Source organism: Streptomyces sp. NPDC127098, from assembly GCF_042722465.1.
Classification (GTDB): Bacteria; Actinomycetota; Actinomycetes; order Streptomycetales; family Streptomycetaceae; genus Streptomyces; species Streptomyces millisiae.
In genome coordinates, this window is sequence record NZ_JBHXFJ010000085.1 from 1 (window position 1) to 18,838 (window position 18,838).

The 18,838-nt window shown below is 74.4% G+C and carries 18 protein-coding genes and 1 pseudogene; 5 read left to right on the forward strand and 14 right to left on the reverse strand.

All coding sequences use genetic code 11. The features are described 5' to 3' along the window. Positions 1-243 precede the first annotated feature (243 nt). Positions 244-2,205, reverse strand: a complete 1,962-nt coding sequence (locus ACFWI8_RS32920; protein ID WP_387099062.1) for an AMP-dependent synthetase/ligase — start codon at positions 2,203-2,205, stop codon at positions 244-246. 219 nt (positions 2,206-2,424) lie between these two features. Here ACFWI8_RS32920 and dacB point away from each other — a divergent pair, with 219 nt between their 5' ends. After that, positions 2,425-3,996: a D-alanyl-D-alanine carboxypeptidase/D-alanyl-D-alanine-endopeptidase gene (gene dacB / locus ACFWI8_RS32925; protein WP_387099064.1), complete on the forward strand. Its 1,572-nt coding sequence runs from the start codon at positions 2,425-2,427 to the stop codon at positions 3,994-3,996. Here dacB and ACFWI8_RS32930 read toward each other — a convergent pair. The 10 genes from ACFWI8_RS32930 to ACFWI8_RS32975 all read right to left on the reverse strand — a co-directional run bounded on the left by ACFWI8_RS32930 (position 3,977) and on the right by ACFWI8_RS32975 (position 11,796). Then, positions 3,977-4,213 carry a hypothetical protein gene (locus tag ACFWI8_RS32930; protein ID WP_311604554.1) on the reverse strand — a complete coding sequence of 79 codons (237 nt, stop codon included), beginning with the start codon at positions 4,211-4,213 and terminating at the stop codon, positions 3,977-3,979. The two genes, dacB and ACFWI8_RS32930, sit on opposite strands and share 20 nt — an antisense overlap. Then, positions 4,213-4,680, reverse strand: coding sequence for an ATP-binding protein (locus tag ACFWI8_RS32935; protein ID WP_387099066.1), 468 nt, complete (start codon positions 4,678-4,680; stop codon positions 4,213-4,215). Before ACFWI8_RS32935 ends, ACFWI8_RS32930 begins: the two co-directional genes overlap by 1 nt. Positions 4,681-4,895: 215 nt before the next feature. Then, the gene (locus tag ACFWI8_RS32940; protein WP_387099068.1) at positions 4,896-5,348 is read right to left on the reverse strand and encodes a DUF6226 family protein; all 453 of its coding nucleotides are present in this window, start codon (positions 5,346-5,348) and stop codon (positions 4,896-4,898) included. A gap of 58 nt (positions 5,349-5,406) precedes the next feature. Continuing rightward, positions 5,407-6,123, reverse strand: a complete 717-nt coding sequence (locus tag ACFWI8_RS32945; protein WP_387099070.1) for a class I SAM-dependent methyltransferase — start codon at positions 6,121-6,123, stop codon at positions 5,407-5,409. 269 nt (positions 6,124-6,392) lie between these two features. After that, on the reverse strand, positions 6,393-7,721 hold the full coding sequence (locus ACFWI8_RS32950; RefSeq protein ID WP_387099072.1) for a dicarboxylate/amino acid:cation symporter: 1,329 nt from the start codon (positions 7,719-7,721) through the stop codon (positions 6,393-6,395). A gap of 299 nt (positions 7,722-8,020) precedes the next feature. Continuing rightward, a complete protein-coding gene (locus ACFWI8_RS32955; RefSeq protein ID WP_387099074.1) occupies positions 8,021-8,551 on the reverse strand; it encodes a DUF4229 domain-containing protein in 531 nt (176 codons plus the stop codon). Between the two features lie 183 nt (positions 8,552-8,734). Next, positions 8,735-9,328, reverse strand: coding sequence for a GNAT family N-acetyltransferase (locus ACFWI8_RS32960; protein ID WP_387099102.1), 594 nt, complete (start codon positions 9,326-9,328; stop codon positions 8,735-8,737). Positions 9,329-9,339: 11 nt separating this feature from the next. Beyond that, positions 9,340-10,506 (reverse strand): aminofutalosine synthase MqnE, encoded by a 1,167-nt coding sequence (gene mqnE / locus ACFWI8_RS32965; RefSeq protein ID WP_311604560.1) that lies wholly within the window; start codon positions 10,504-10,506, stop codon positions 9,340-9,342. A 64-nt stretch (positions 10,507-10,570) separates the two neighbouring features. Next, a complete protein-coding gene (locus ACFWI8_RS32970; protein WP_311604566.1) occupies positions 10,571-11,032 on the reverse strand; it encodes an Lrp/AsnC family transcriptional regulator in 462 nt (153 codons plus the stop codon). Positions 11,033-11,100: 68 nt separating this feature from the next. Continuing rightward, positions 11,101-11,796 carry a UbiX family flavin prenyltransferase gene (locus ACFWI8_RS32975; RefSeq protein WP_387099076.1) on the reverse strand — a complete coding sequence of 232 codons (696 nt, stop codon included), beginning with the start codon at positions 11,794-11,796 and terminating at the stop codon, positions 11,101-11,103. 314 nt (positions 11,797-12,110) lie between these two features. Here ACFWI8_RS32975 and ACFWI8_RS32980 point away from each other — a divergent pair, with 314 nt between their 5' ends. Then, positions 12,111-13,226, forward strand: coding sequence for a hypothetical protein (locus ACFWI8_RS32980; protein ID WP_387099078.1), 1,116 nt, complete (start codon positions 12,111-12,113; stop codon positions 13,224-13,226). Between the two features lie 40 nt (positions 13,227-13,266). After that, positions 13,267-14,133 (forward strand): Fpg/Nei family DNA glycosylase, encoded by an 867-nt coding sequence (locus tag ACFWI8_RS32985; RefSeq protein WP_387099080.1) that lies wholly within the window; start codon positions 13,267-13,269, stop codon positions 14,131-14,133. A gap of 357 nt (positions 14,134-14,490) precedes the next feature. Here the strand turns inward: ACFWI8_RS32985 and ACFWI8_RS32990 are convergent, their stop codons facing one another. Further along, complete coding sequence (locus ACFWI8_RS32990; RefSeq protein ID WP_387099082.1) at positions 14,491-16,008, reverse strand: protein kinase; 1,518 nt, start codon at positions 16,006-16,008, stop codon at positions 14,491-14,493. A 109-nt stretch (positions 16,009-16,117) separates the two neighbouring features. On the opposite strand from ACFWI8_RS32990, the gene ACFWI8_RS32995 reads away from it, so the two are divergent. Then, complete coding sequence (locus ACFWI8_RS32995; RefSeq protein WP_387099084.1) at positions 16,118-16,699, forward strand: hypothetical protein; 582 nt, start codon at positions 16,118-16,120, stop codon at positions 16,697-16,699. A 107-nt stretch (positions 16,700-16,806) separates the two neighbouring features. Next, positions 16,807-17,874 (forward strand): sigma-70 family RNA polymerase sigma factor, encoded by a 1,068-nt coding sequence (locus ACFWI8_RS33000; protein ID WP_387099086.1) that lies wholly within the window; start codon positions 16,807-16,809, stop codon positions 17,872-17,874. 30 nt (positions 17,875-17,904) lie between these two features. Here ACFWI8_RS33000 and ACFWI8_RS33005 read toward each other — a convergent pair. Both ACFWI8_RS33005 and ACFWI8_RS33010 read right to left on the reverse strand, forming a co-directional pair. After that, a pseudogene (locus ACFWI8_RS33005) lies at positions 17,905-18,102 on the reverse strand (hypothetical protein); the annotation flags it as partial. A gap of 63 nt (positions 18,103-18,165) precedes the next feature. Continuing rightward, a complete protein-coding gene (locus tag ACFWI8_RS33010; protein ID WP_387099088.1) occupies positions 18,166-18,591 on the reverse strand; it encodes a GNAT family N-acetyltransferase in 426 nt (141 codons plus the stop codon). Positions 18,592-18,838: the final 247 nt, after the last annotated feature.

Below are 18,838 nucleotides of genomic sequence, written 5' to 3' on the forward strand. Positions count from 1 at the left end.
GCCGCAGGCGCCACCGCGCGCAGCGCGAACAAGGGCGGGCGGGTGGGGGAAAACCAGCGCACAGCGCCGGGCTGCCGGCGCCGCAGGCGCCACCGCGCGCAGCGCGAACAAGGGCGGGCGGGTGGGGGAAAACCGCGCACAGCGCCGGGCTGCCGGCGCCGCAGGCGCCACCGCGCGCAGCGCGGAGAGGGCGGGTGGGTGGGGGGACAAGCCGGCGCGAAGCGCCGCCGCGGCAACCGGTGGCTACTCCGGCCGGCTCGCCCCAGCGGCAGCGTCCCCGTAGAGCCGCTCGATCGCGCCCGCGAAATCCCGCAGGATCGCCTCCCGCCGGATCTTCAGCGAAGGCGTCACGTGGCCGGACGCGATCGTGAAGTCGCGTGGCAGCACCAGGAAGTCACGGATCGGCACCCCGCCGGGGGAGTCCGCGTTGGCGTCGTCCACCGCCCGCCGCAGGTGGCGCCGGAGCTCCGGGTCGGAGACCAGCTCGGCCGCCGTGAGCTGCCGGCGTTCCATCACCTGCTGCCAGTGCGCGAGCCCGTCCTGGTCCAGGGTGATCAGCGCGACCAGGTGGGGGCGGTCGTCGCCGACCACCACGCACTGGCTGACCAGCGGGTGGGCCCGCAGCGCGTCCTCCAGCGGCGCCGGTGCAACCGTCTCGCCGGTGGCCGTGATGATGAGGTCCTTCTTCCGGCCGGTGATGGTCAGGTAGCCCTCGTCGTCGAACGAGCCGAGGTCGCCGGTGGCCAGCCAGCCCTCGCTGTCCGTGGCCGGCGCCACCTCGCGCCGCTCCGCGTCCCAGTAGCCGCTGAACACCTGCCCGCCGCGCACCAGCACCTCGCCGTCCCGCGCGACGCGGACCTCCGTGCCCGGCACCGGCCAGCCGACCGTGCCGAGCCGCTGCGCGTTCGGCGGGGTGACGGTGGCGGCGGCCGTGGTCTCGGTGAGGCCCCAGCCCTCGTAGATCGAGATGCCGGCGCCCTCGAAGAACGCGCCGAGCCGGCGCCCGAGCGGCGAGCCGCCGCACACCACGTGCCGCACGTGCCCGCCGAGCGCGGCCCTGATGCGCCGGTAGACCAGCGGGTCGTACAGCGAGCGGGCCGCCCGCAGCCCCATCCCCGGGCCCTGCGCCATGCCGTGCTGCTGCGCCTCGGCGGCCGCGCCGTAGCGGCGGGCGATGCGGGCCGCCCGGTCGAAGGCCGCGCCACGGCCCAGCTTCTCCGCCCGCGCCCGGCCGCTGTTGAAGATCTTCTCCAGCAGGTGGGGGATGGCGAAGAGGAACGTCGGCCGGAAGGCGGCGAGGTCGGCGAGCAGGTCGTCGGTGTTGGTGCTCGGCGCGTGCCCGAGCCGCACCCGGGCGCGCACGCAGCCGATCGCGGCCAGCCGACCGAGCACGTGGGCGAGCGGCAGGAACAGCAGCGTGGCGGGCGGCTCGTCCGTCAGCCGCCGGAAGACCGGGTAGAGCAGCGCGATGGCGTTGTCGACCTCGGCGAAGAGGTTGCCGTGGGTGAGGACGCAGCCCCTGGGCTGTCCCGTGGTGCCCGAGGTGTAGACGATGGTGGCCGCGAGCCAGGGCGCGAGCAGCGCGCGCCGCTCGGCGACGACCGCCTCCGGCAGGCTGCGTCCCGGGGCCGAGATGGGCCCGAGGACGCCGCCCTCGCGGGTCGAGATGGCGGTCAGCTGCCACACGTGGTCGAGCGTCGGCAGCTCGTGCCGGACCGCGGTGACGGTCCGCGCCTCCTCGCCGCCCTCGACGGCGCACGCCCGCACCCCCGCGTCCCGCAGGATCCATCGCACCTGCTGCGGCGAACTGCCGGGGTAGATCGGCACGGTGATGAGTCCCGCGGCCCAGGCGGCGAAGTCGAGCAGCGTCCACTCGTAGCGCGGCCGGGACATGATGGCGAGCCGGTCGCCGGGCCGCAGCCCGTGCGCGATCAGGCCCTTGGCGACGGCCGTGACCTCGGTCGCGAACTGGGCGCAGGTGACGTCGTACCAGCTGCCGTCGCCGTGCCGGCGGCTGAACGCGACGTCGTCGGGCGCCTCGTAGGCGTTGACGTACGGCACGTCGGCGAAGCTGCCCTGTTCGACCGGCGGCACCAGCGGCGGCACCGACGCCCGCACCACCCGCCCGTGCTCGACGCGCAGCCGCGGCGGGACGACGGCCTGTCCCGGAGGCGCGGTCGCGGTCGGCGTGTTCGGCTGTGGCATCTGGTCCTCCCGGTGCGGCCCCGGTTCCAGGGCATGCCCCGGATTCTGCCGCGCCAAAGGCCCGTTGACCGGCACCTTCACCGGATTCCCCGCGCACGGGCGGGCAACGCGTGGCGGTTACACGAATCGAACACACCCCACCCCGCGCGCACGTTTCCGGAATGTGACTTTCCGCCAACGCGCCTTACAGGGAAGGAATCTTCCGTCATCCTCGGCGCCATGACGCGACCAACCCCCTCGCTCAGACGGCTTGGTGCCCTCGGCGCCGGCCTGCTGCTGGCCGCCACCACCCTGGCCTGGTCCGCTCCCGCCGGCGCCGAACAGGACGCCGCCACCCCCGACTTCGCCGAGGCGCTGGACCGCGCCCTGGCCGATGCCCGACTCGACGGCGCCCGGGCGTCCGTCGTCGTCCGGGACGCGGCCACCGGCGACACGCTCTACGAGCGCGGCGGCGACGACCGGTTGATGCCGGCGTCCAACACCAAGCTGCTCACCTCGGCCGCCGCCATGGAGATCCTCGGCCCCGACTTCCGCTACCGCACGGAGGCCGTCGGCGCCGGCCGGGTCCACGGCGGTGAGCTGCGCGGCGACCTGTATCTGCGCGGCTCGGGCGACCCCACGATGCTGGCCGAGGACTACGACGCCCTCGCCGCCGGGATCGCGGCTCGCGGCATCACCAGGATCCGCGGCGACCTGGTCGCCGACGACACCCGCTTCGACTCCGTCCGGCTCGGCCGCGCCTGGTCCTGGGACGGCGAGGGCGACTACTACTCGGCCGGCGTCTCGGCGCTGACCGTCGCCCCCGACACCGACTACGACGCCGGAACCGTATACGTCTCGGCCGCCCCCGGCGCCGCCGTCGGCGACCCGCCGCGCGTCACTCTCACCCCGGCCGGCGACCACGTGCCGGTGGACAACCGCGCCATCACGGTGGCCGCCGGCGAGCCCGACACCCTGTCCGTCGGCCGGCCGCACGGCTCGGACGCGGTGGTCGTCAGCGGCCGGATCCCGCTCGGCGCCCAGCCCACCACCGCCTGGGTCGCCGTCGCCGACCCCACCGCGCACGCCGCCGCCGTCTTCGCCGACGCGCTCGCGGCGCACGGCGTCCGCGTCACCGGCGACACGATCCTCGGCCGGACGACCCCGGGGGACGCCGCGCCGCTCGCCGCCCACGAGTCCATGCCGCTGTCGGAACTCCTCGTGCCCTTCCTGAAGTTGTCCAACAACATGCACGCCGAGGTGCTGGTGAAGACCCTCGGCGTGGCGACGGCGGGCCGCGGCACCTGGTCGGCCGGCCTGGCGGCGGTCCAGCGGTACGCGGCCGAACTCGGCCTGGACACCGGCGACTACCGGCAGGTGGACGGTTCCGGGCTGTCGCGGATGAACGTGATCCCGGCCGCCGAACTCGCCACCCTGCTCACCGAGGTGCGCGCCGAGCCCTGGTTCGGGCCGTGGTACGAGGCGCTGCCGGTGGCCTGCGCGGCGGACCGGATGGTCGGCGGCACGCTGCGCTCCCGGATGTGCGGCACGGCGGCGGCCGGCAACGTACGTGCCAAGACCGGCTCGTTGACCGGCGCGACCGGCCTCTCGGGCTATGTGACGACGGCGGACGGCCGGGAGCTGGTGTTCAGCATCCTGCTCAACGGGTATCTGAGCGCGTCCCCCAAGGACATCGAGGACACCGTCGTCACGGCACTGGCCACCTCGGGCGGCCCGGCGGCCACGACGACGGCTCCCGTCGCCGAAGGAGCGGACCTGGAGTGCTCCTGGCTCAAGCCGGCCCGCTGCTGAGACCGCTGCGCGGGGTGGCCCGCAGGAACGTCGTCACGGTCGAACGGAACCCCGTGTGGCCGGTGCGGGCCGCGTGGCGGAGGCACCACACCTCCGGGTCCTCCCGGGACTCGGCGCCCGAGGACGCCTCGTCACAGGTGGTGCACTCCGTCGCGTAGATCGGCGGGCCCCCGTACGGGTCAGGCGACAGCAGCCAGTCCGCGAACCGCGACACCATCACACCGCACCGTGCCCCGCGCTGGCGTCGAACCGGCAGAACACGCTCTTCCCCCCGGCGTCGCGCGGCGCCCACCACGTCGCGTCCGCCAGGCTCTGCACGATGAACAGCCCCCGCCCGTGCTCGGGTAACAGGTCGAGCCCGTTGGGGTCGCCGGACGGCAGCCGCGGCGGCGCCGGGTCCTCGTCGGTGACCTCCACGAACAGCCAGCGCGGCCAGTGCCGCAGCGTCAGCCCGATCCTGCGGCGGCCGGTGACGTGCCGCACGGCGTTCCCCACCAACTCCGAGACGCACAGCACCACGTCGTCGACCAGCCAGGGCAACTCCCAGTCGTCCAGGGTCTCCCGCGCCATGCGGCGGGCGACCGGCGGCGTGTCCTGGGCGTCGGCGAGCAGCGCGACGGACCGGAACCGATAGGCGGTGGAGAACGCGGCGGGTTCCAGCGGCACCGGCCGAGCGGTCGGCATGGGCAGCTCTCTCGCGTCCGGTGACGGCGCCGTCATCGTGAACCCCCTCCATGAGCCAAGCGAAGCCCTCATACGCTCAGTGGAGCGGGTAAGTGGTCCAATTCGGAACGTTCACAAGGGGGGTCACAAACACACCGAGGGGGTTCACGTGGTGCGCGGGCAGCGCGCCCCGTGAGCCCCCCGGCGCGCGGGGGGCACAGCGGGCGGGCGGCGCGTCAGCCGGCCGCCGGCCAGGGCGCCCAGCCGGCCGGCAACACGCGCAACCGCCGCCGTCCCTCGGCCAACCTGGCCGGCGACACCCCCTCGGCGGACGAGGCACCGGCCCGGTAGTCCCCGTCCTGGGCCACGCCGATGCGGTAGCGAACCGGCGTGTCGCTGCCGGCCCGGTACTCCTCCTGGAACCTTCCGGCGGCCACGGCGAGCACCACCCGCTCCAGCTCCTCGACCAGCTCCTCCACGCCCTCGTCGCAGGCGTCGCACCCGCACCCCGGATGGGCGAAACCACCCCAGACCCCGGCGCGCACATCCACCCCGGGGTAGTCGGTGAACGTGAGCCGCAACGGCGCACCGTCACCCCGCGCCGGCACCAGCCGCACCACCCTGCCGTCCGCCCCCGACGCGTCCCGGAACACCTGCCGCGGCAGCGACGGCCGCACGTAAGACGACATGGCCGGAGCCTAGCCACCGCACCGGGGCGACGGCTCCTCACTTTCGCGTCGCCCTGTCTCACCGCGACCGGAACAGGGCGGCCCACAGGAACGGCTCCCCGAAGTGCGGGGAGTCGGCCGGCTCGTCGCGCATCCGGCGCAGTTCGACCTCGTCGAGGTCGGCGAAGATCCGGCGCAGCGACTCGGGGGTGTACGCGAGGCCGCCCCCGAGGTCGCCGGCGCGGTAGAGGTCGGCGTCCGACAGCTCGGTCCCGGACCGCTCGGCGCCCGCCGCGAAGCAGGTGAGGGCGAGGTGGCCGCCGGGCGCCAGGGCACGGTCGAGGAGCGCCAGGTAGCTGACCCGGCGGTGCGGCGGCAGGTGGTGGAAGCAGCCGGAGTCGTGGATCAGGTCGTAGGGTCCCGCGAGTTCGCCGTGCCCGACGAGCTCGAACGCGTCGCCGCACCGGAACCGCACGTCGGCGCCGGCCGCCTCGGCCCGCTCCCCCGCCCAGGCCACGGCGGTCGGCGACAGGTCGACGGCGTCCACGGCGAAGCCGCGCCGCGCGAGGTGGATCGCGTTGCGCCCGGGACCACAGCCGAGGTCCAGCACCCGGCCGCCCGGCGGGACCAGGCCGCGGTCCAGGGCGGAGACCAGGTTCTCGTCCGGCTTGTCGACGAAGAACGGCACCGGCCGGTCCCGGTCGGCGTAGAACTCCCGCCAGTGGTCGGCCGCCGGCGGGAACCTCCCGTCCAGCAGCCGCAGTACGTCCTCGACGGTGCGTATGTCCCGTTCCATACCGGGATCCTAGTCGCGCGAACGGGCAAAAGGCCAGGTCAGATGGGGTGTGACGAGAGTACAGACGGGCGTCTCGGCGCCTGCCGCGCGGGCCCCGGAGGCGGGTTCCAGGCCACCGGCGGCCGCGTCCCCACGGCCCCCGCCAGGCGCCGGGCGGGGCCTTCCAGGGCGGCGCCGAGGCCACCTTTTCCCACCGTGCCCCGACGCCGAGTGGCCGGCGCCCCCGGGGTTCCCGGGAGGCCGGCCACTCGGTGGGCGGAGGGTTGCCGCTACGCGGCGGCGGCCCGCGCCGGGGTCGCGTCGACGCCGTCGATCTCGAAGCTGGTGGCGTGCTCGTAGACCTCGCGGTCCAGGATGTCCTCGCGGGCCGCCACGATCACCGGCACGGCCGCCTGGCCTGCCACGTTGGTGGCGGTGCGGACCATGTCCAGGATCGGGTCGATGGCCAGCAGCAGACCGACGCCCTCCAGCGGGAGACCGAGGGTGGAGAGGGTCAGCGTGGTCATCACGGTGGCGCCGGTGAGGCCGGCGGTGGCGGCCGAGCCGATCACCGAGACGAACACGATCAGCACGTAATCCTGCAGCCCCAGGCTGACGTCGAAGATCTCCGCGACGAAGATCGCCGCCAGCGCCGGGTAGATCGCGGCGCAGCCGTCCATCTTGGTCGTGGCGCCGAACGGCACGGCGAACGAGGCGTACTCGCGGGGCACGCCGAGCCGCTCGGTGACCTTCTGGGTCACGGGCAGCGTGCCGACCGAGGAGCGGGAGACGAACGCCAGCTGGATCGCGGGCCAGGCGGCGCGGAAGAAGCGCAGCGGGTCGACGCCGGCGGCGAAGCGCAGCAGCAGCGGGTAGACGCCGAACAGCACCAGCGCGCAGCCGACGTACACGTCGACGGTGAAGGTCGCGTAGTCGCCGAGCAGGTCCCAGCCGTACTCGTTGATCGAGCGGCCGATCAGGCCGACCGTGCCGATCGGGGCCAGCCGGATCACCCACCACAGCGCCTTCTGCAGCAGTTCGAGCGCCGTCTCGCCGAAGGTGATCAGCGGCGCGGCCCGGTCACCGAGCTGGAGCGCGGCGATGCCGACGGCGGCGGCGAGGAAGACGATCTGCAGCACGTTCAGCTCGGTGAACGGCGTGATGATGTCGGTCGGGATGATCCCGGTCAGGAAATCGAGCCAGGAGCCCCTGGTCTCCGGCGCCGAGCCGTCGGCCGGGGTGAGGCCCGTGCCGTCGCCCGGGTTGGTGACCAGGCCGATGACGATGCCGATGGCGACGGCGATCAGCGAGGTGGCCAGGAACCACAGCAGCGTCCGCCCGGCCAGGCGGGCGGCGTTGGAGACGTTGCGGAGGCTGGTGATGGAGACCGCGATGGCGAAGAAGACCAGGGGCGCGACGGCGAGCCGCAGCAGCTGGACGAAGTTTCCACCGATCTCGTCGAGGGTCCGGCCGAGCCACTCGACCTCGGTGGCGCGGGCTATCCAGCCGAGCAGCACGCCGAGCACGAGGCCGATGAGGATCTGGGCCCAGAACGGGGGCAGGGATATTGAGAGCCGTCTGCCGTCGCGGGTGGGGGACGGGGTTGACACAGGGCACACTCCGGTCAGGTGTGAATGACATGCGAGCGCGGCGCGGGAACGTGGCGCGCGAGAAGGGTCGCCGTTATCGGCGTCGGGTAAACGCGGATCAGCGACAGGCCGCGGTCAGACAGCGGCAGAGATCGATGTGCAGGCGCGCCACGAGCAGAGTGCTCGGGTCAGAGAGGGGCGCGGCTGCGGTGTTCACACGCACGACGGTAGCACCAGGTTTCGGACACGTCATGGGTCCGATCACAACTACCGGTGAAGAAAGGGGAGATGACAGTGCGGCGTGAGGCGGATCACTCCGCGGGACGGCCTCAGGCGGCGTCGTCCTCCATGGACTGGTTGGCCCGCAGCCGTCCCCTGGCCTGCTCGATCCGGGGCGCGATCTGCTGCGACATCGCGTCCCGCTGGCGCCGCAGCACGACGTAGCTGATCGGCGCGGACACGATGATCGCCAACAGCGCGATCCACAGCGGGTTCGCCGCCCCGAACGACTCCGGCAGCACCCCGACGTAGGCGAGCGCCGCGATCACGACGAACGACGCCACGAACACACCGAACCGCGCGAGGGTGTACCGCACGGTGGCGTATCCGCCTGCGGCGTCGCCTGCGGGCTCGCTGGCGCTCACCGCGGCGCCGTCCGGGGTGACGGCCGGCGCGGCAGCCTCGTCGGCTCCGCCGACGGTGACGGGCTCAGCCCCGGCGTCGCCTGCGGCGGGCCTGGCCGGCGCAGCCGCGCCGGCGGCGGGCTCGGCCGTCTCAGGGGACTCGACGCCGGCCTCGGCCACACCATCGGCTTCGCCGACGGTGGCCGTCCGCTCGGTTGCCTCCGTGCTGTGGCTCACGGTGCCACCTCCCGGTCCCACGCTGACTTGTCCCACTTTGGCTGCCTCCCAGTGAAACACAGGCACCAAGCCGGCTTTCACCGGCCCCCGAAGACCACCCGCACAAGGCCCAGCGAAGCCACCACGCCGTTCCTCACCGACTCCCAGACGCCGCCCGCGCAGGGCCCCGCACCGGGCCGGCCCTCACCGGCCCCCGCCGGCAGCGCCGGCGGTCGCTGCCAGGACCGCCCGGTCAGGGCCAAGCGGGAGCCACATCGTTATGTCGTCGCGGTAGTCGTCCTCGGCGACCCTGATCGCCGCCGGCAGGCGGCCCACCTCGCGGTAGCCGCAGGCCGCGTAGAAGCGTTCGAGGCCGAGGCCGCCCCGGCAGGTGAGGCGGATGCCGGTGGTGCCCGGCAGCACGCGGTGGGCCGCCGAGGCCGCCGCGGCGAGCAGCGCGCGGCCGGCGCCGGCGCCCTGGAGGTCGGGGTGGACCATGACCGTGCCGAGCCCCAGCCAGTGGCCCATCAGCGGGTGGGTGTTGAGCTTGAAGAACGCCGTGGCCACCGGCCGTCCCGCACCGTCGTCGCCGCCGGCCGGCAGGCCGACCAGCAGCCGGGTGGTGCCCTCGGCCATCCCCACCAGGTGCTGCCGCAGCGCCGGCGTCACGTCGGCCGTCGTCACCGGCGGCACGAAGCCGACCGCGCCGCCGGCGTTGGTGACGTCGGCCCACAGCTCGGCGAGCCCCTCCCGGAGCTCGGCCGTGACCGCTGGGTCGAGCACGAACCGCAACCGCATGGCGACGCCGCTCACACCCGCATCGGCTGGGGCGACTCACGACGGTCCGGGTCGGGGCCCTCGTACTCGCGCAGCACCTCGTACCGCGTGTTGCGCTCCACCGGGCGGAAGCCGGCGTCCCTGATCAGCTCGAGCAGGTCGTCCCTGGTGAGCTTGTCGGGGGTGCCGAAGTTGTCCGCGTCGTGGGTGATCTTGTACTCGACGACCGAGCCGTCCATGTCGTCGGCGCCGTGCTGCAGCGCCAGCTGGGCGGTCTGGATCCCGTGCATCACCCAGAACACCTTGACGTGCGGCACGTTGTCGAACAGCAGCCGGGAGACCGCGAAGGTGCGCAGCGCCTCCGCGCCGGTGGCCATGGTGGTCCTGGCCTGGAGCCGGTTGCGGATCTTGCCGTCCTTCATGTCGACGAAGTCGTGCTGGTAGCGGAGCGGGATGAAGACCTGGAAGCCGCCGGTCTCGTCCTGCAGTTCGCGCAGCCGCAGCACGTGGTCCACCCGGTGCCGGCGCTCCTCGATGTGACCGTAGAGCATGGTGCAGGGCGTCTTGAGGCCCTTGGAGTGCGCCAGGCGGTGGATCCGCGACCAGTCCTCCCAGTGGGTCCTGTGGTCGACGATGTGCTGCCTGACCTCCCAGTCGAAGATCTCCGCGCCGCCGCCGGTCAGCGACTCCAGACCGGCGTCGATCAACTCGTCGAGGATCTCGGACGCCGGCAGCCCGGAGATGGTCTCGAAGTGGTGGATCTCGGTCGCGGTGAACGCCTTGAGCTGCACCGACTCGGGCAGCGCCTCCTTGAGGGCGCGCAGCGAACGCGGGTAGTACCGCCAGGGCAGCGTCGGGTGCAGGCCGTTGACGATGTGCAACTCGGTGAGCTGGTCGTTCTCCATCGCCTTGGCGAGGCGCACGGCCTCCTCGATGCGCATCGTGTACGCGTCCTTCTCGCCCGGCTTGCGCTGGAACGAGCAGTAGGCGCACGAGGCCGTGCACACGTTGGTCATGTTGAGGTGGCGGTTGACGTTGAAGTAGACGACGTCGCCGTTCTTCCTGGTCCGCACCTCGTGCGCGAGGCCGCCCAGCCACGCCAGGTCGTCGGACTCGTAGAGCGCGATGCCGTCCTCCCGGGAAAGCCGCTCCCCGGAGCGCACCTTCTCCTCGAGATCCCGCTTGAGCCCCGCGTCCATGCGCCGCGCCTCCCTCTCGCCACCGTGCCGGCCGCCGGCGGGCGACCGCCGGACAACGACGAGACTACGCCCGCACCCCGTCGGGCAGGTCGCCGACCCGGTTCTCCCACTTGGTGGACAGCACGATCGTGGTCCTGGTGCGCGAGACGCCCTTGGTGGAGGAGAGCCGGCGGATGGTGCGCTCCAGACCGTCCACGTCGGTGGCGCGGACCTTCAGCATGAACGAGTCGTCGCCGGCGATGAACCAGCAGTCCTCGATCTCGGCCAGCTCCCGCAGCCGGCCCGCGACCTCCTCGTGGTCCACCGAGTCCGACAGCTGGATGCCGATCAGCGCGGTGACGCCGAGCCCGAGCGAGCGGGCGTCCACCGTGGCCCGGTAGCCGGTGATAACGCCGGCCGCCTCCAGGCGGTTGATCCGGTCGGTGACGCTGGGCCCCGAGAGGCCCACCAGACGGCCGAGTTCGGCGTAGGACGCCCGGCCGTTCTCCCGAAGGGCCTGGATGAGCTGCCTGTCCACCGCGTCCATCGTCACAGAGCCTTCCTCGTCCCCTGGTCGATTGCACAGACGAATCTAAGGCATTCGCCCCCGGCCACCTACGAGTGGTGGGCCGAACGAGCGGCGCCACCCCCCAGCTCCCCACGCCACCGGCGGTACAGGTCGTGCGCCACCCCCGCCGCGTCCAGGGCCCGGCCGGCCACGAAGTCCACCACGTCCTGGATGTGGCTCGCCCCGGCGTAGAACGCGGGCGACGCCGGCAGCACCACCGCCCCCGCCTCGTCCAGGGCCACCAGCTGCCGCAGCGTCTGCCCGGCGAGCGGCGTCTCCCGCACCACCACCACCAGCGGCCGCCGCTCCTTCAGCGTGACCGAGGCGGCCCGCTGCAACAGGTCCTTCGACAGGCCGAGCGCCACCCCGGCCACCGCCGCCGTCGAGGCCGGCACGATCAGCATCCCCCGCGCCCGGTACGAGCCGGACGAAGGACCCGCCGCCAGGTCCCCGGGACGCCAGCACCGCACCACGTCCCCCGACAGGTCGGGCAGCGCGGCCAGATACGTGTCCGGCTTGCCGTCCGCCCCGCGCGCCAGCCAGCTCCGCAGATCGTCCCGCCAGTGCCCGTCCCGGAACGACACGCCCGTCTCGTCGAGCAGCGTCAGCCGCGCCGCCCGGCTGACCACCAGGTCCACCGACTCGCCGGCCGCCAGCAGCGCCCGCAGCACCGCGGCCGCGTAGGGCGTCCCCGAGGCGCCCGAGACACCGACGATCCACGGCTCGCGCTGGGGTTCCTCCATACCGAAAGGCTAGACGCCGCCACCGAAGGACGCGGCGGCGACCGTTAGCTAACAAGCGGCTTACCGGACGGTGACGCCTCGGCCACAGGGGGCACTCCGACGCGGGGCTCGATCGTTGCCCGTGGAGACTGGTGCCGCGTCCCCCGTGACGCGGGACGAGCCGCCGGGTGTCCTCGACACCGCTTCCCGCCGACCAGGCCCCCACCGACCAGGAGTGAGCCATCAGTACCCGCCCGAGCAACCGACCGCTCCTCACGCGGCTCGCCGCCCTCGGCGGCGCCGCGCTGCTCACCGCCACCACCGGCGCCTGCCAGGTGATACAGCAGGCGCGCGCCGGTCTCGAGGTCTCGGACGCCGCCGACGAGCTGCTCTCCTGGGAGGCGCTGACGGTCGGCGCCACCCTGGAGGCGACCCCGGAGGAGGTCTACGCCTACCTACAGCGCGCGGCCGCGCGGGACGGCGGCCACCGCCAGCCGTCCGCCGACCAGGCGAGGCTGCTGGCCGACCTGGAGCTCACCGTCGCGGTCGGCGACCCGGAGCGCGAGACCCGGATGCGGGACCTCGACCCCGACGACCCGCTGGACGGCGCCATGACCATCAACTTCGGCGGCCGGGACGTGGCGGGCGTGAAGAACATAGGGGACCACACCTACGTGCGGCTCGGTGCCCAGGCCGTCGTGGACGACGTCTACGACGCCGGCGAGGCGGCCGTCGCCCGCGCCCAGCGCCTGGAGGAGGACGCCGCCCAGCTCCCCGACTCGCTCACCGCCGCCCGCAACGCGCTGGCCGGCAACTGGGTCGAGATCGACCCCGACCGCTACCCCGACTACGCGGCCGCGCTCAGCGAGGGCGGCGCCGACGGCGTCAGCGCCGACGCCTCCGAGCGGATGGCCGGCGCCCTCGTCGACGGCGGCGAGCTGCTGACGCCCGAGGCCCAGTGGGGGTTCGTCGAGGCCCTGGAGACCGCGCTGCGCTCCGACGCCACGCTCAGCTCCTCGGGCGAGGCGCGCGGCGCCGAGCTCGTCACCGTCACCATGGCCGCCGACGACGCGCGCCGCGCCCTGGCCCCGCTGCTCGCGCTGCTCACCGCCCAGACCGAGCGGTTCGGCCTCCCACCGCTGGTCGACCCGGCCTCCTCCGACGCCTCCGACGCCACCGAGCCCGTCGAGACCCGCCTGGAGATCCGCAACGGCGTGCTCACCGCCGCCACCTTCGACCTCGGCCAGCTCGCCGGCCCCGACGCCGGTTCCCTCCCGCTGCGCCTGGCCCTCACCGGCGGCTCCGCGCTCTCCCTCAACCCGCCCGACCCGGCCGACGGCCAGCTCACCCCGGAGGACCTGACGGTCGCCCTGCTCTACCTGGACACCCTGGAGGAACAGCGCGACGCCGACGACGACCGGGCCGACGTCCCGGGGCCCATGCAGCCGTAGGCCCGTTCGGTTTGTCCCAGGCTGGCCTACGCTGGGAGGCATGCCCGAACTCCCCGAGGTCGAGGCACTGCGCGCGTTCCTGACCGGCTCAGCCGTGGGCCACCGGGTCCGCCGCGCGATGCCGGTCGCCTTCCACGTCCTGAAGACCTACGACCCGCCGCTCACCGCCGTCGAGGGCCAACCGGTGACGGCGGTGTCCAGGCACGGCAAGTTCCTCGACCTCACGGTCGGCGAGCTCCACCTCGTCATCCACCTCGCGCGCGCCGGCTGGCTGCGCTGGCAGGACCACCTCCCGGCCACCCCGCCGCGCCCCGGCAAGGGCCCGCTCGCCCTCCGCGTCGCGCTCGACACCCCCGAGGGCGCCGGCTTCGACCTCACGGAGGCCGGCACCCAGAAGCGGCTCGCCGTCTACTGCGTCCGCGACCCCGCCGACGTCCCGGGCGTCGCCCGCCTCGGCCCCGACCCGCTCGCCCCCGACTTCACGCCCGCCGCGCTCGCCGCCCTGCTCCGCGACGAGAACCGGCGGCTCAAGGGCGTCCTGCGCGACCAGTCCGTGCTGGCCGGCATCGGCAACGCGTACTCGGACGAGATCCTGCACGCCGCCCGCATGTCCCCGTACCGGCTGGCCGCCCGCCTCGACGAGACGGAGGTCGCCGCCCTCCACGCGGCCCTCACCGGCACCCTGCGCACCGCCGTCGACCGCGCGTCGGGCCTTGCGGCCGGCCGCCTCAAGGCCGAGAAGAAGAGCGGCCTCCGGGTCCACGGCCGCACCGGCGAGCCGTGCCCGGTGTGCGGGGACACCATCCGCGAGGTGTCCTTCAGCGACTCGTCGCTCCAGTACTGCGCCACATGCCAGACCGACGGCAAATCCCTCGCCGACCGCCGCCTCTCCCGCCTCCTGAAGTAGACCGGGGTCTCTTTCCCCACCCCCCGCCCTCTCCGCTGACGCGGCACGACGCCGCTGCGCGCGGCGGCGCGGGCGACCGGCTCCGCCGGTCTTGCCCCACCCACCCCCTCCGCGCCGCAGCCGGCGCCGGCCGACCGCGCGAAGCGCGAAAAGGGCGGGCGGGTGGGGGACAAGACCAGCGCGCCGCGACGCGCAGCGGCTCCGCACTGCGCCGCGCGGCGGAAAGGGCGGGTTGGGTGGGGAACAAACCCGTCGCGCCCCAACCGCGCAGCGACCCGCCGCCCCGGCGGCTACGCCGCCAAGGGCGGGTGGGTGGGGGAAACCCCCGCCGGCGCCAAGCCGACGCGCCGCGTCACGTCACGTCGTCTCCGCCTCGACCGCCACGCCGTGGCTCTCCGCGATCTCCGCGAGGCCGCCGTCGAAGGCGACGCTCGCCGCCGAGAACCACCAGCCGTCCTCCTCGCGGACCAGCTCGCCGAGCAGCACCCCGGACGCACCCGCAGGACCCGCGGGGAACCCGTAGCACAGCAGCTCCCGGTCGTTCGACGGGTCGACGAGCCGCGTGTGGAGCAGCCCCGCGTCCGACAGGTCGCGCCCCGGCGTCCGCTCCTCGTCCACGGACAGCGCGAACACCACCCGCTCCGCCGCCGCCGGCAACGCCGGCAGCCGCACCGCGAACCACGCCTCCGACTCGCCGCCCTCCAGACGCACCCCGACGCCCGCCGGCTCCGTGTTGTTGAAGAAGACGAAGTGCTCGTCCGACAGCACCCGCCCGGCCTCGTCGAGGACCAGCGCGCTCGCGTCCACGTGCAGCGCGGGACCGTCCGCCAGGGCCTCGCCCCGCAGGCCGACCCGGAAGGCGTCCCCGCCAGGCAGCACGTCGGCCAGCCGCATCCGCTGGCCCGTGGCCAGCGGCAGCCGGCCGCCCGCGGCCCACGGGCACGCGGCGAGCAGCACGGACCGCGGGTCCACCCGCGTCGGCTCGTAGTCCAGCCGGGCCACCGGCGCCGCCGACAGCGTGCCGGCGACCAGACCGGACAGGTCCCGCAGCCGCTCGGCCACCGCCTCCGCGCTCTCCGGGCGCTCCTCCGGCCGCTTGGACATCATGGACAGCACAAGATCGTCCCACTCGGGCGGCACCCCGGCCCGCAGCGTGCCGGGCGCGACCGGCGTCTCCTCCAACTGCTGCCGCAGCAGCTGGTAGAGCGACGCGCCGTGGAACGGCGGCCGGCCGGTCGTCAGCGCGTACAGGAGACAGCCCGCCGCGTACAGGTCGGTGTTGGCCGCCACCGCCCGGCCCTCGATCTGCTCGGGCGACATGTAGGCGGGGGTGCCCACCACCACGCCGGTCGAGGTGAGCCGCGCGTGGTCGGTGGACTCGGCGAGCACCGCGGCGATGCCGAAGTCCAGCACCCGGGCCAGACCGTCGGGCTCGACCATCACGTTGGCCGGCTTCAGGTCCCGGTGCACGACGCCCGCCTCGTGCGCCACCGCGAGCGCCCGGCAGATCTGCTCGCCCCAGCGCGCCACCTCGACCAGCGGCGGCAGCTCGTCCGCGAGCACCTGGTCGAGCGAGCGGCCACGCAGCCGCTCCATCACCAGGTAGAGGACCGGGTCCGGGTCGTTCTCGAACCGCGCCTCGCCCACGTCGTGCACGGTCACGATGAACGGGCTGGACAGCGCGGCCAGCAGCTTCGCCTCCCGCTCGAACCGCTCCCGGGCCCGTGGATCGCGCCCCACGGCGACCGAGCCGACCACCTTCACGGCCACCGTCCGCTCCAGGCGCAGGTCGAGCGCCTCCCAGACGGTGCCCATGGCGCCCGCACCCAACTGCCGCCCGAGCCGGTAACGGCCGTCGAGCACCCGGTCACGCATCCCACGAACCCCCTGCATCCGTTCTTCCGACCCGCCTGCGCACAGGCCACCGGTAGCGCTAACTTTATGCGGCACAGGGGCCCCCGGTAGGGGGACGGGAGGGACCGTTATGAGCGGCGGCGCGCCAACCGGCCCACGTCAGGACAGACCGCACCCGGCCGGTCCGCGCCCGTCGGGACCGACGCTGACCGCCGCGGCGCTCTGCGTGCTCGGCGGCGCCCTGTCCTTCCTGGCCGTCACCCTCGCCAGGAACGCGCCGCTCACCGACCCGCCCCCCGCCGCCCACCCGCTGCGCATCGCCCAGGTCACCTCCCAGCTGTTCGCGCCCTCCTGCCCCGCGGGCCGGCCCGACGCCTTCTACGACCCCGCCGACTCCCTGTGCCGGACCCTCGACCTCGACGGCGGCCTCACCGTCGAGGAGGTCGCCGACGCCGAGGCCGTCCCGGGGCCGGTCGCCGATCTGTGGGCGGTGCGCGTCACCTTCCGTCCCGAGGACGTCGCCGAGCTGCGCGGCCTGACCGAGCGGGTGCGGTCCGAGCCCTACCCGCGTGGCCAGCTCGCCTTCGTCCACGGCGGCCGGCTGGTGTCCACCGGCGTGCTCGCCGGGCCGGACCGGCAGGGCACCGCCAGCCTCGGCGGCCCCTACACGCGGGCCGAGGCGGAGGTCATCGTCGGGGAGCTCGCCGGCTGACGACGGCTCGCCGCCGCGGAACCCGGCCGTTGTCAGACCCCCTCGTTATGGTGGCCGCACATGGACGGGCGAGCGTCCCGGCCACCCCAGGGAAGCGAGCGCACGCCATGACGACACCCACCGCCACCAGCGAAAAACCCACCGAGCGGGAGCTCGAGCGGCACCGCAGGGAGCTCACCGCCCACTGCTACCGCATGCTCGGTTCCGCCTTCGAGGCGGAGGACGCGGTGCAGGAGACGATGGTGCGGGCCTGGCGGAGCCTCGACCGCTTCGAGGGCAGGTCCTCGCTCCGCTCCTGGCTCTACCGCATCGCCACCAACGTCTGCCTCACCATGCTGAGCGGCGCCGGCCGCCGGGCCCGCCCCATGGACCTGTCGTCGCCCGTCCCGACCGCCTCCGCCGAGCTCGGCCCGCCGCTGCCCGAGACCGCCTGGATCGAGCCCATGCCAGACAGCCGCACCCTCACCGCCGACCCGGCCGAGACCGCCGAGGCCCGCGAGACCATCCGGCTGGCCTTCGTGGCCGCCCTCCAGCACCTCGCGCCCCGCCAGCGCGCCGTGCTCATCCTGCGCGAGGTGCTCAGCTGGAAGGCCAGCGAGGTCGCCGAGCTCCTCGACACCACCGTCGCCTCGGTCAACAGCGCCCTCCAGCGGGCCCGCGCCACGCTCGCCGCCACCGGCGCCTCACCGGCCGACCCGGCCGAGCCGCTCACCGCCGAGCACCGCGAGCTGCTCGCCCGCTACCTGGACGCCTTCGAGCGCTACGACCTCGACGCGCTCACCACCCTGCTCCACGAGGACGCCACCCTGTCCATGCCGCCCTACGACCTGTGGCTGCGCGGCCGCGAGGACGTGCGGGCCTGGATGGCGGGCCCCGGGATAGGCTGCGCCGGCTCCCGGCTGATACCGACCTGGGCCAACGGCAGCCCCGCCTTCGGCCAGTACCGGCCGACGTCGGACGGCGGCCACGCGCCCTGGGCCCTTCAGGTCCTGGAGATCTCAGCGGGCCGGGTCACGGGGATCAACGCGTTCCTCGACACCGAGCGGTTCTTCCCGCTCTTCGGGCTCCCCGACCACCTGCCGCCGGGCGCCACGGTCGACCCCGGGTTCCCCGGGGCCGGCGAGCTCGGGCGACAGGATCTCGGCGAGCCCGAGGAAGCCGAGCACGCGCCGTAAGCCGTCGTCCACCCCGGTGAACGACACCTGGCAGCCGAGCCGCCGCGCCGTCAGCGCCAGCCGGCTGACGGCCTCCACCGCCGTCGGCCCGGGCCGGTCGAGCACCCGCAGGTCCACCACCACCGGGCCGCCGCCGCCCGCCGCCACGGCCGCCCCGAATCGCTCGCACAGGCCCGGCACATCGGACCGCGCCACCGGCCCCCACACCTCGAACTCCACGCCACCCATGCCCAAGGAGACCAGCCACCCGAGCCGAACTCATCGACCCCGCCCGCCTGTCCGCCCGCCGACTCAGCCGGCGAGGCCCTTCACCCAGCGGCCCCACTCCGGCTGCCGCCGGTAGCCGGCCGCGTCCCAGGCCCGGTGCCCCAGTTCGTTGTGGTGCAGCACCATGGCGTCGGCCCGCCGCCCGCCCAGCGCCACGAACCGCCGCTCGGCCGCCGCGAGCAGCGCCGTCGCCACGCCCTGCCGCCGGCACGCCGGCGCCACCGCGAGCCGGTACAGGTGGCAGCGCCAGCCGTCGAACCCGGCGATCACCGTGCCCACCAGCGCCCCGTCGCGCTCGGCGAGCAGCAGCGCCTCCGGGTCCCTGGCGATCAGCCGCCCCACCCCGTCCAGGTCGTCGCTGATGCTCACGCCCTCGGCGGCCTCCCGCCAGAACGCCAGCACGGCCTCGGCGTCCGCGGGCACCGCGGCCCGCACGTCCAGCTCTCCCATGCCGGCCATCCCAACACGCCCGCACGGCCCCCACCAGCGCGTTCCGCCCCTCGGACGCCCGCCGGGCGGCCCCAGGCCCTGTCCGGGCGGAAAACGTGCTGCGCCCGCCAGGCCGCCGCTGCTAACCTCCCCACACCAGACGACAGGACCCGGCGCCAGAAGGAGGTGAGGTTGATGACCGCGACATCCGTCGCCACCACGCGCGACGTCCGAGCCAACCTCCCATCCGGGGCCCCGGCCTGCCGCG

Bases quoted from the DNA above. Each gene is read 5' to 3' on its own strand.
- ACFWI8_RS32920 (WP_387099062.1), bottom strand. From the start codon at position 2,205: ATGCCACAGCCGAACACGCCGACCGCGACCGCGCCTCCGGGACAGGCC.
- dacB (WP_387099064.1), top strand. From the start codon at position 2,425: ATGACGCGACCAACCCCCTCGCTCAGACGGCTTGGTGCCCTCGGCGCC.
- ACFWI8_RS32930 (WP_311604554.1), bottom strand. From the start codon at position 4,213: ATGGTGTCGCGGTTCGCGGACTGGCTGCTGTCGCCTGACCCGTACGGG.
- ACFWI8_RS32935 (WP_387099066.1), bottom strand. From the start codon at position 4,680: ATGCCGACCGCTCGGCCGGTGCCGCTGGAACCCGCCGCGTTCTCCACC.
- ACFWI8_RS32940 (WP_387099068.1), bottom strand. From the start codon at position 5,348: ATGTCGTCTTACGTGCGGCCGTCGCTGCCGCGGCAGGTGTTCCGGGAC.
- ACFWI8_RS32945 (WP_387099070.1), bottom strand. From the start codon at position 6,123: ATGGAACGGGACATACGCACCGTCGAGGACGTACTGCGGCTGCTGGAC.
- ACFWI8_RS32960 (WP_387099102.1), bottom strand. From the start codon at position 9,328: ATGCGGTTGCGGTTCGTGCTCGACCCAGCGGTCACGGCCGAGCTCCGG.
- mqnE (WP_311604560.1), bottom strand. From the start codon at position 10,506: ATGGACGCGGGGCTCAAGCGGGATCTCGAGGAGAAGGTGCGCTCCGGG.
- ACFWI8_RS32970 (WP_311604566.1), bottom strand. From the start codon at position 11,032: ATGGACGCGGTGGACAGGCAGCTCATCCAGGCCCTTCGGGAGAACGGC.
- ACFWI8_RS32975 (WP_387099076.1), bottom strand. From the start codon at position 11,796: ATGGAGGAACCCCAGCGCGAGCCGTGGATCGTCGGTGTCTCGGGCGCC.
- ACFWI8_RS32985 (WP_387099080.1), top strand. From the start codon at position 13,267: ATGCCCGAACTCCCCGAGGTCGAGGCACTGCGCGCGTTCCTGACCGGC.
- ACFWI8_RS32990 (WP_387099082.1), bottom strand. From the start codon at position 16,008: ATGCGTGACCGGGTGCTCGACGGCCGTTACCGGCTCGGGCGGCAGTTG.
- ACFWI8_RS32995 (WP_387099084.1), top strand. From the start codon at position 16,118: ATGAGCGGCGGCGCGCCAACCGGCCCACGTCAGGACAGACCGCACCCG.
- ACFWI8_RS33000 (WP_387099086.1), top strand. From the start codon at position 16,807: ATGACGACACCCACCGCCACCAGCGAAAAACCCACCGAGCGGGAGCTC.
- ACFWI8_RS33010 (WP_387099088.1), bottom strand. From the start codon at position 18,591: ATGGGAGAGCTGGACGTGCGGGCCGCGGTGCCCGCGGACGCCGAGGCC.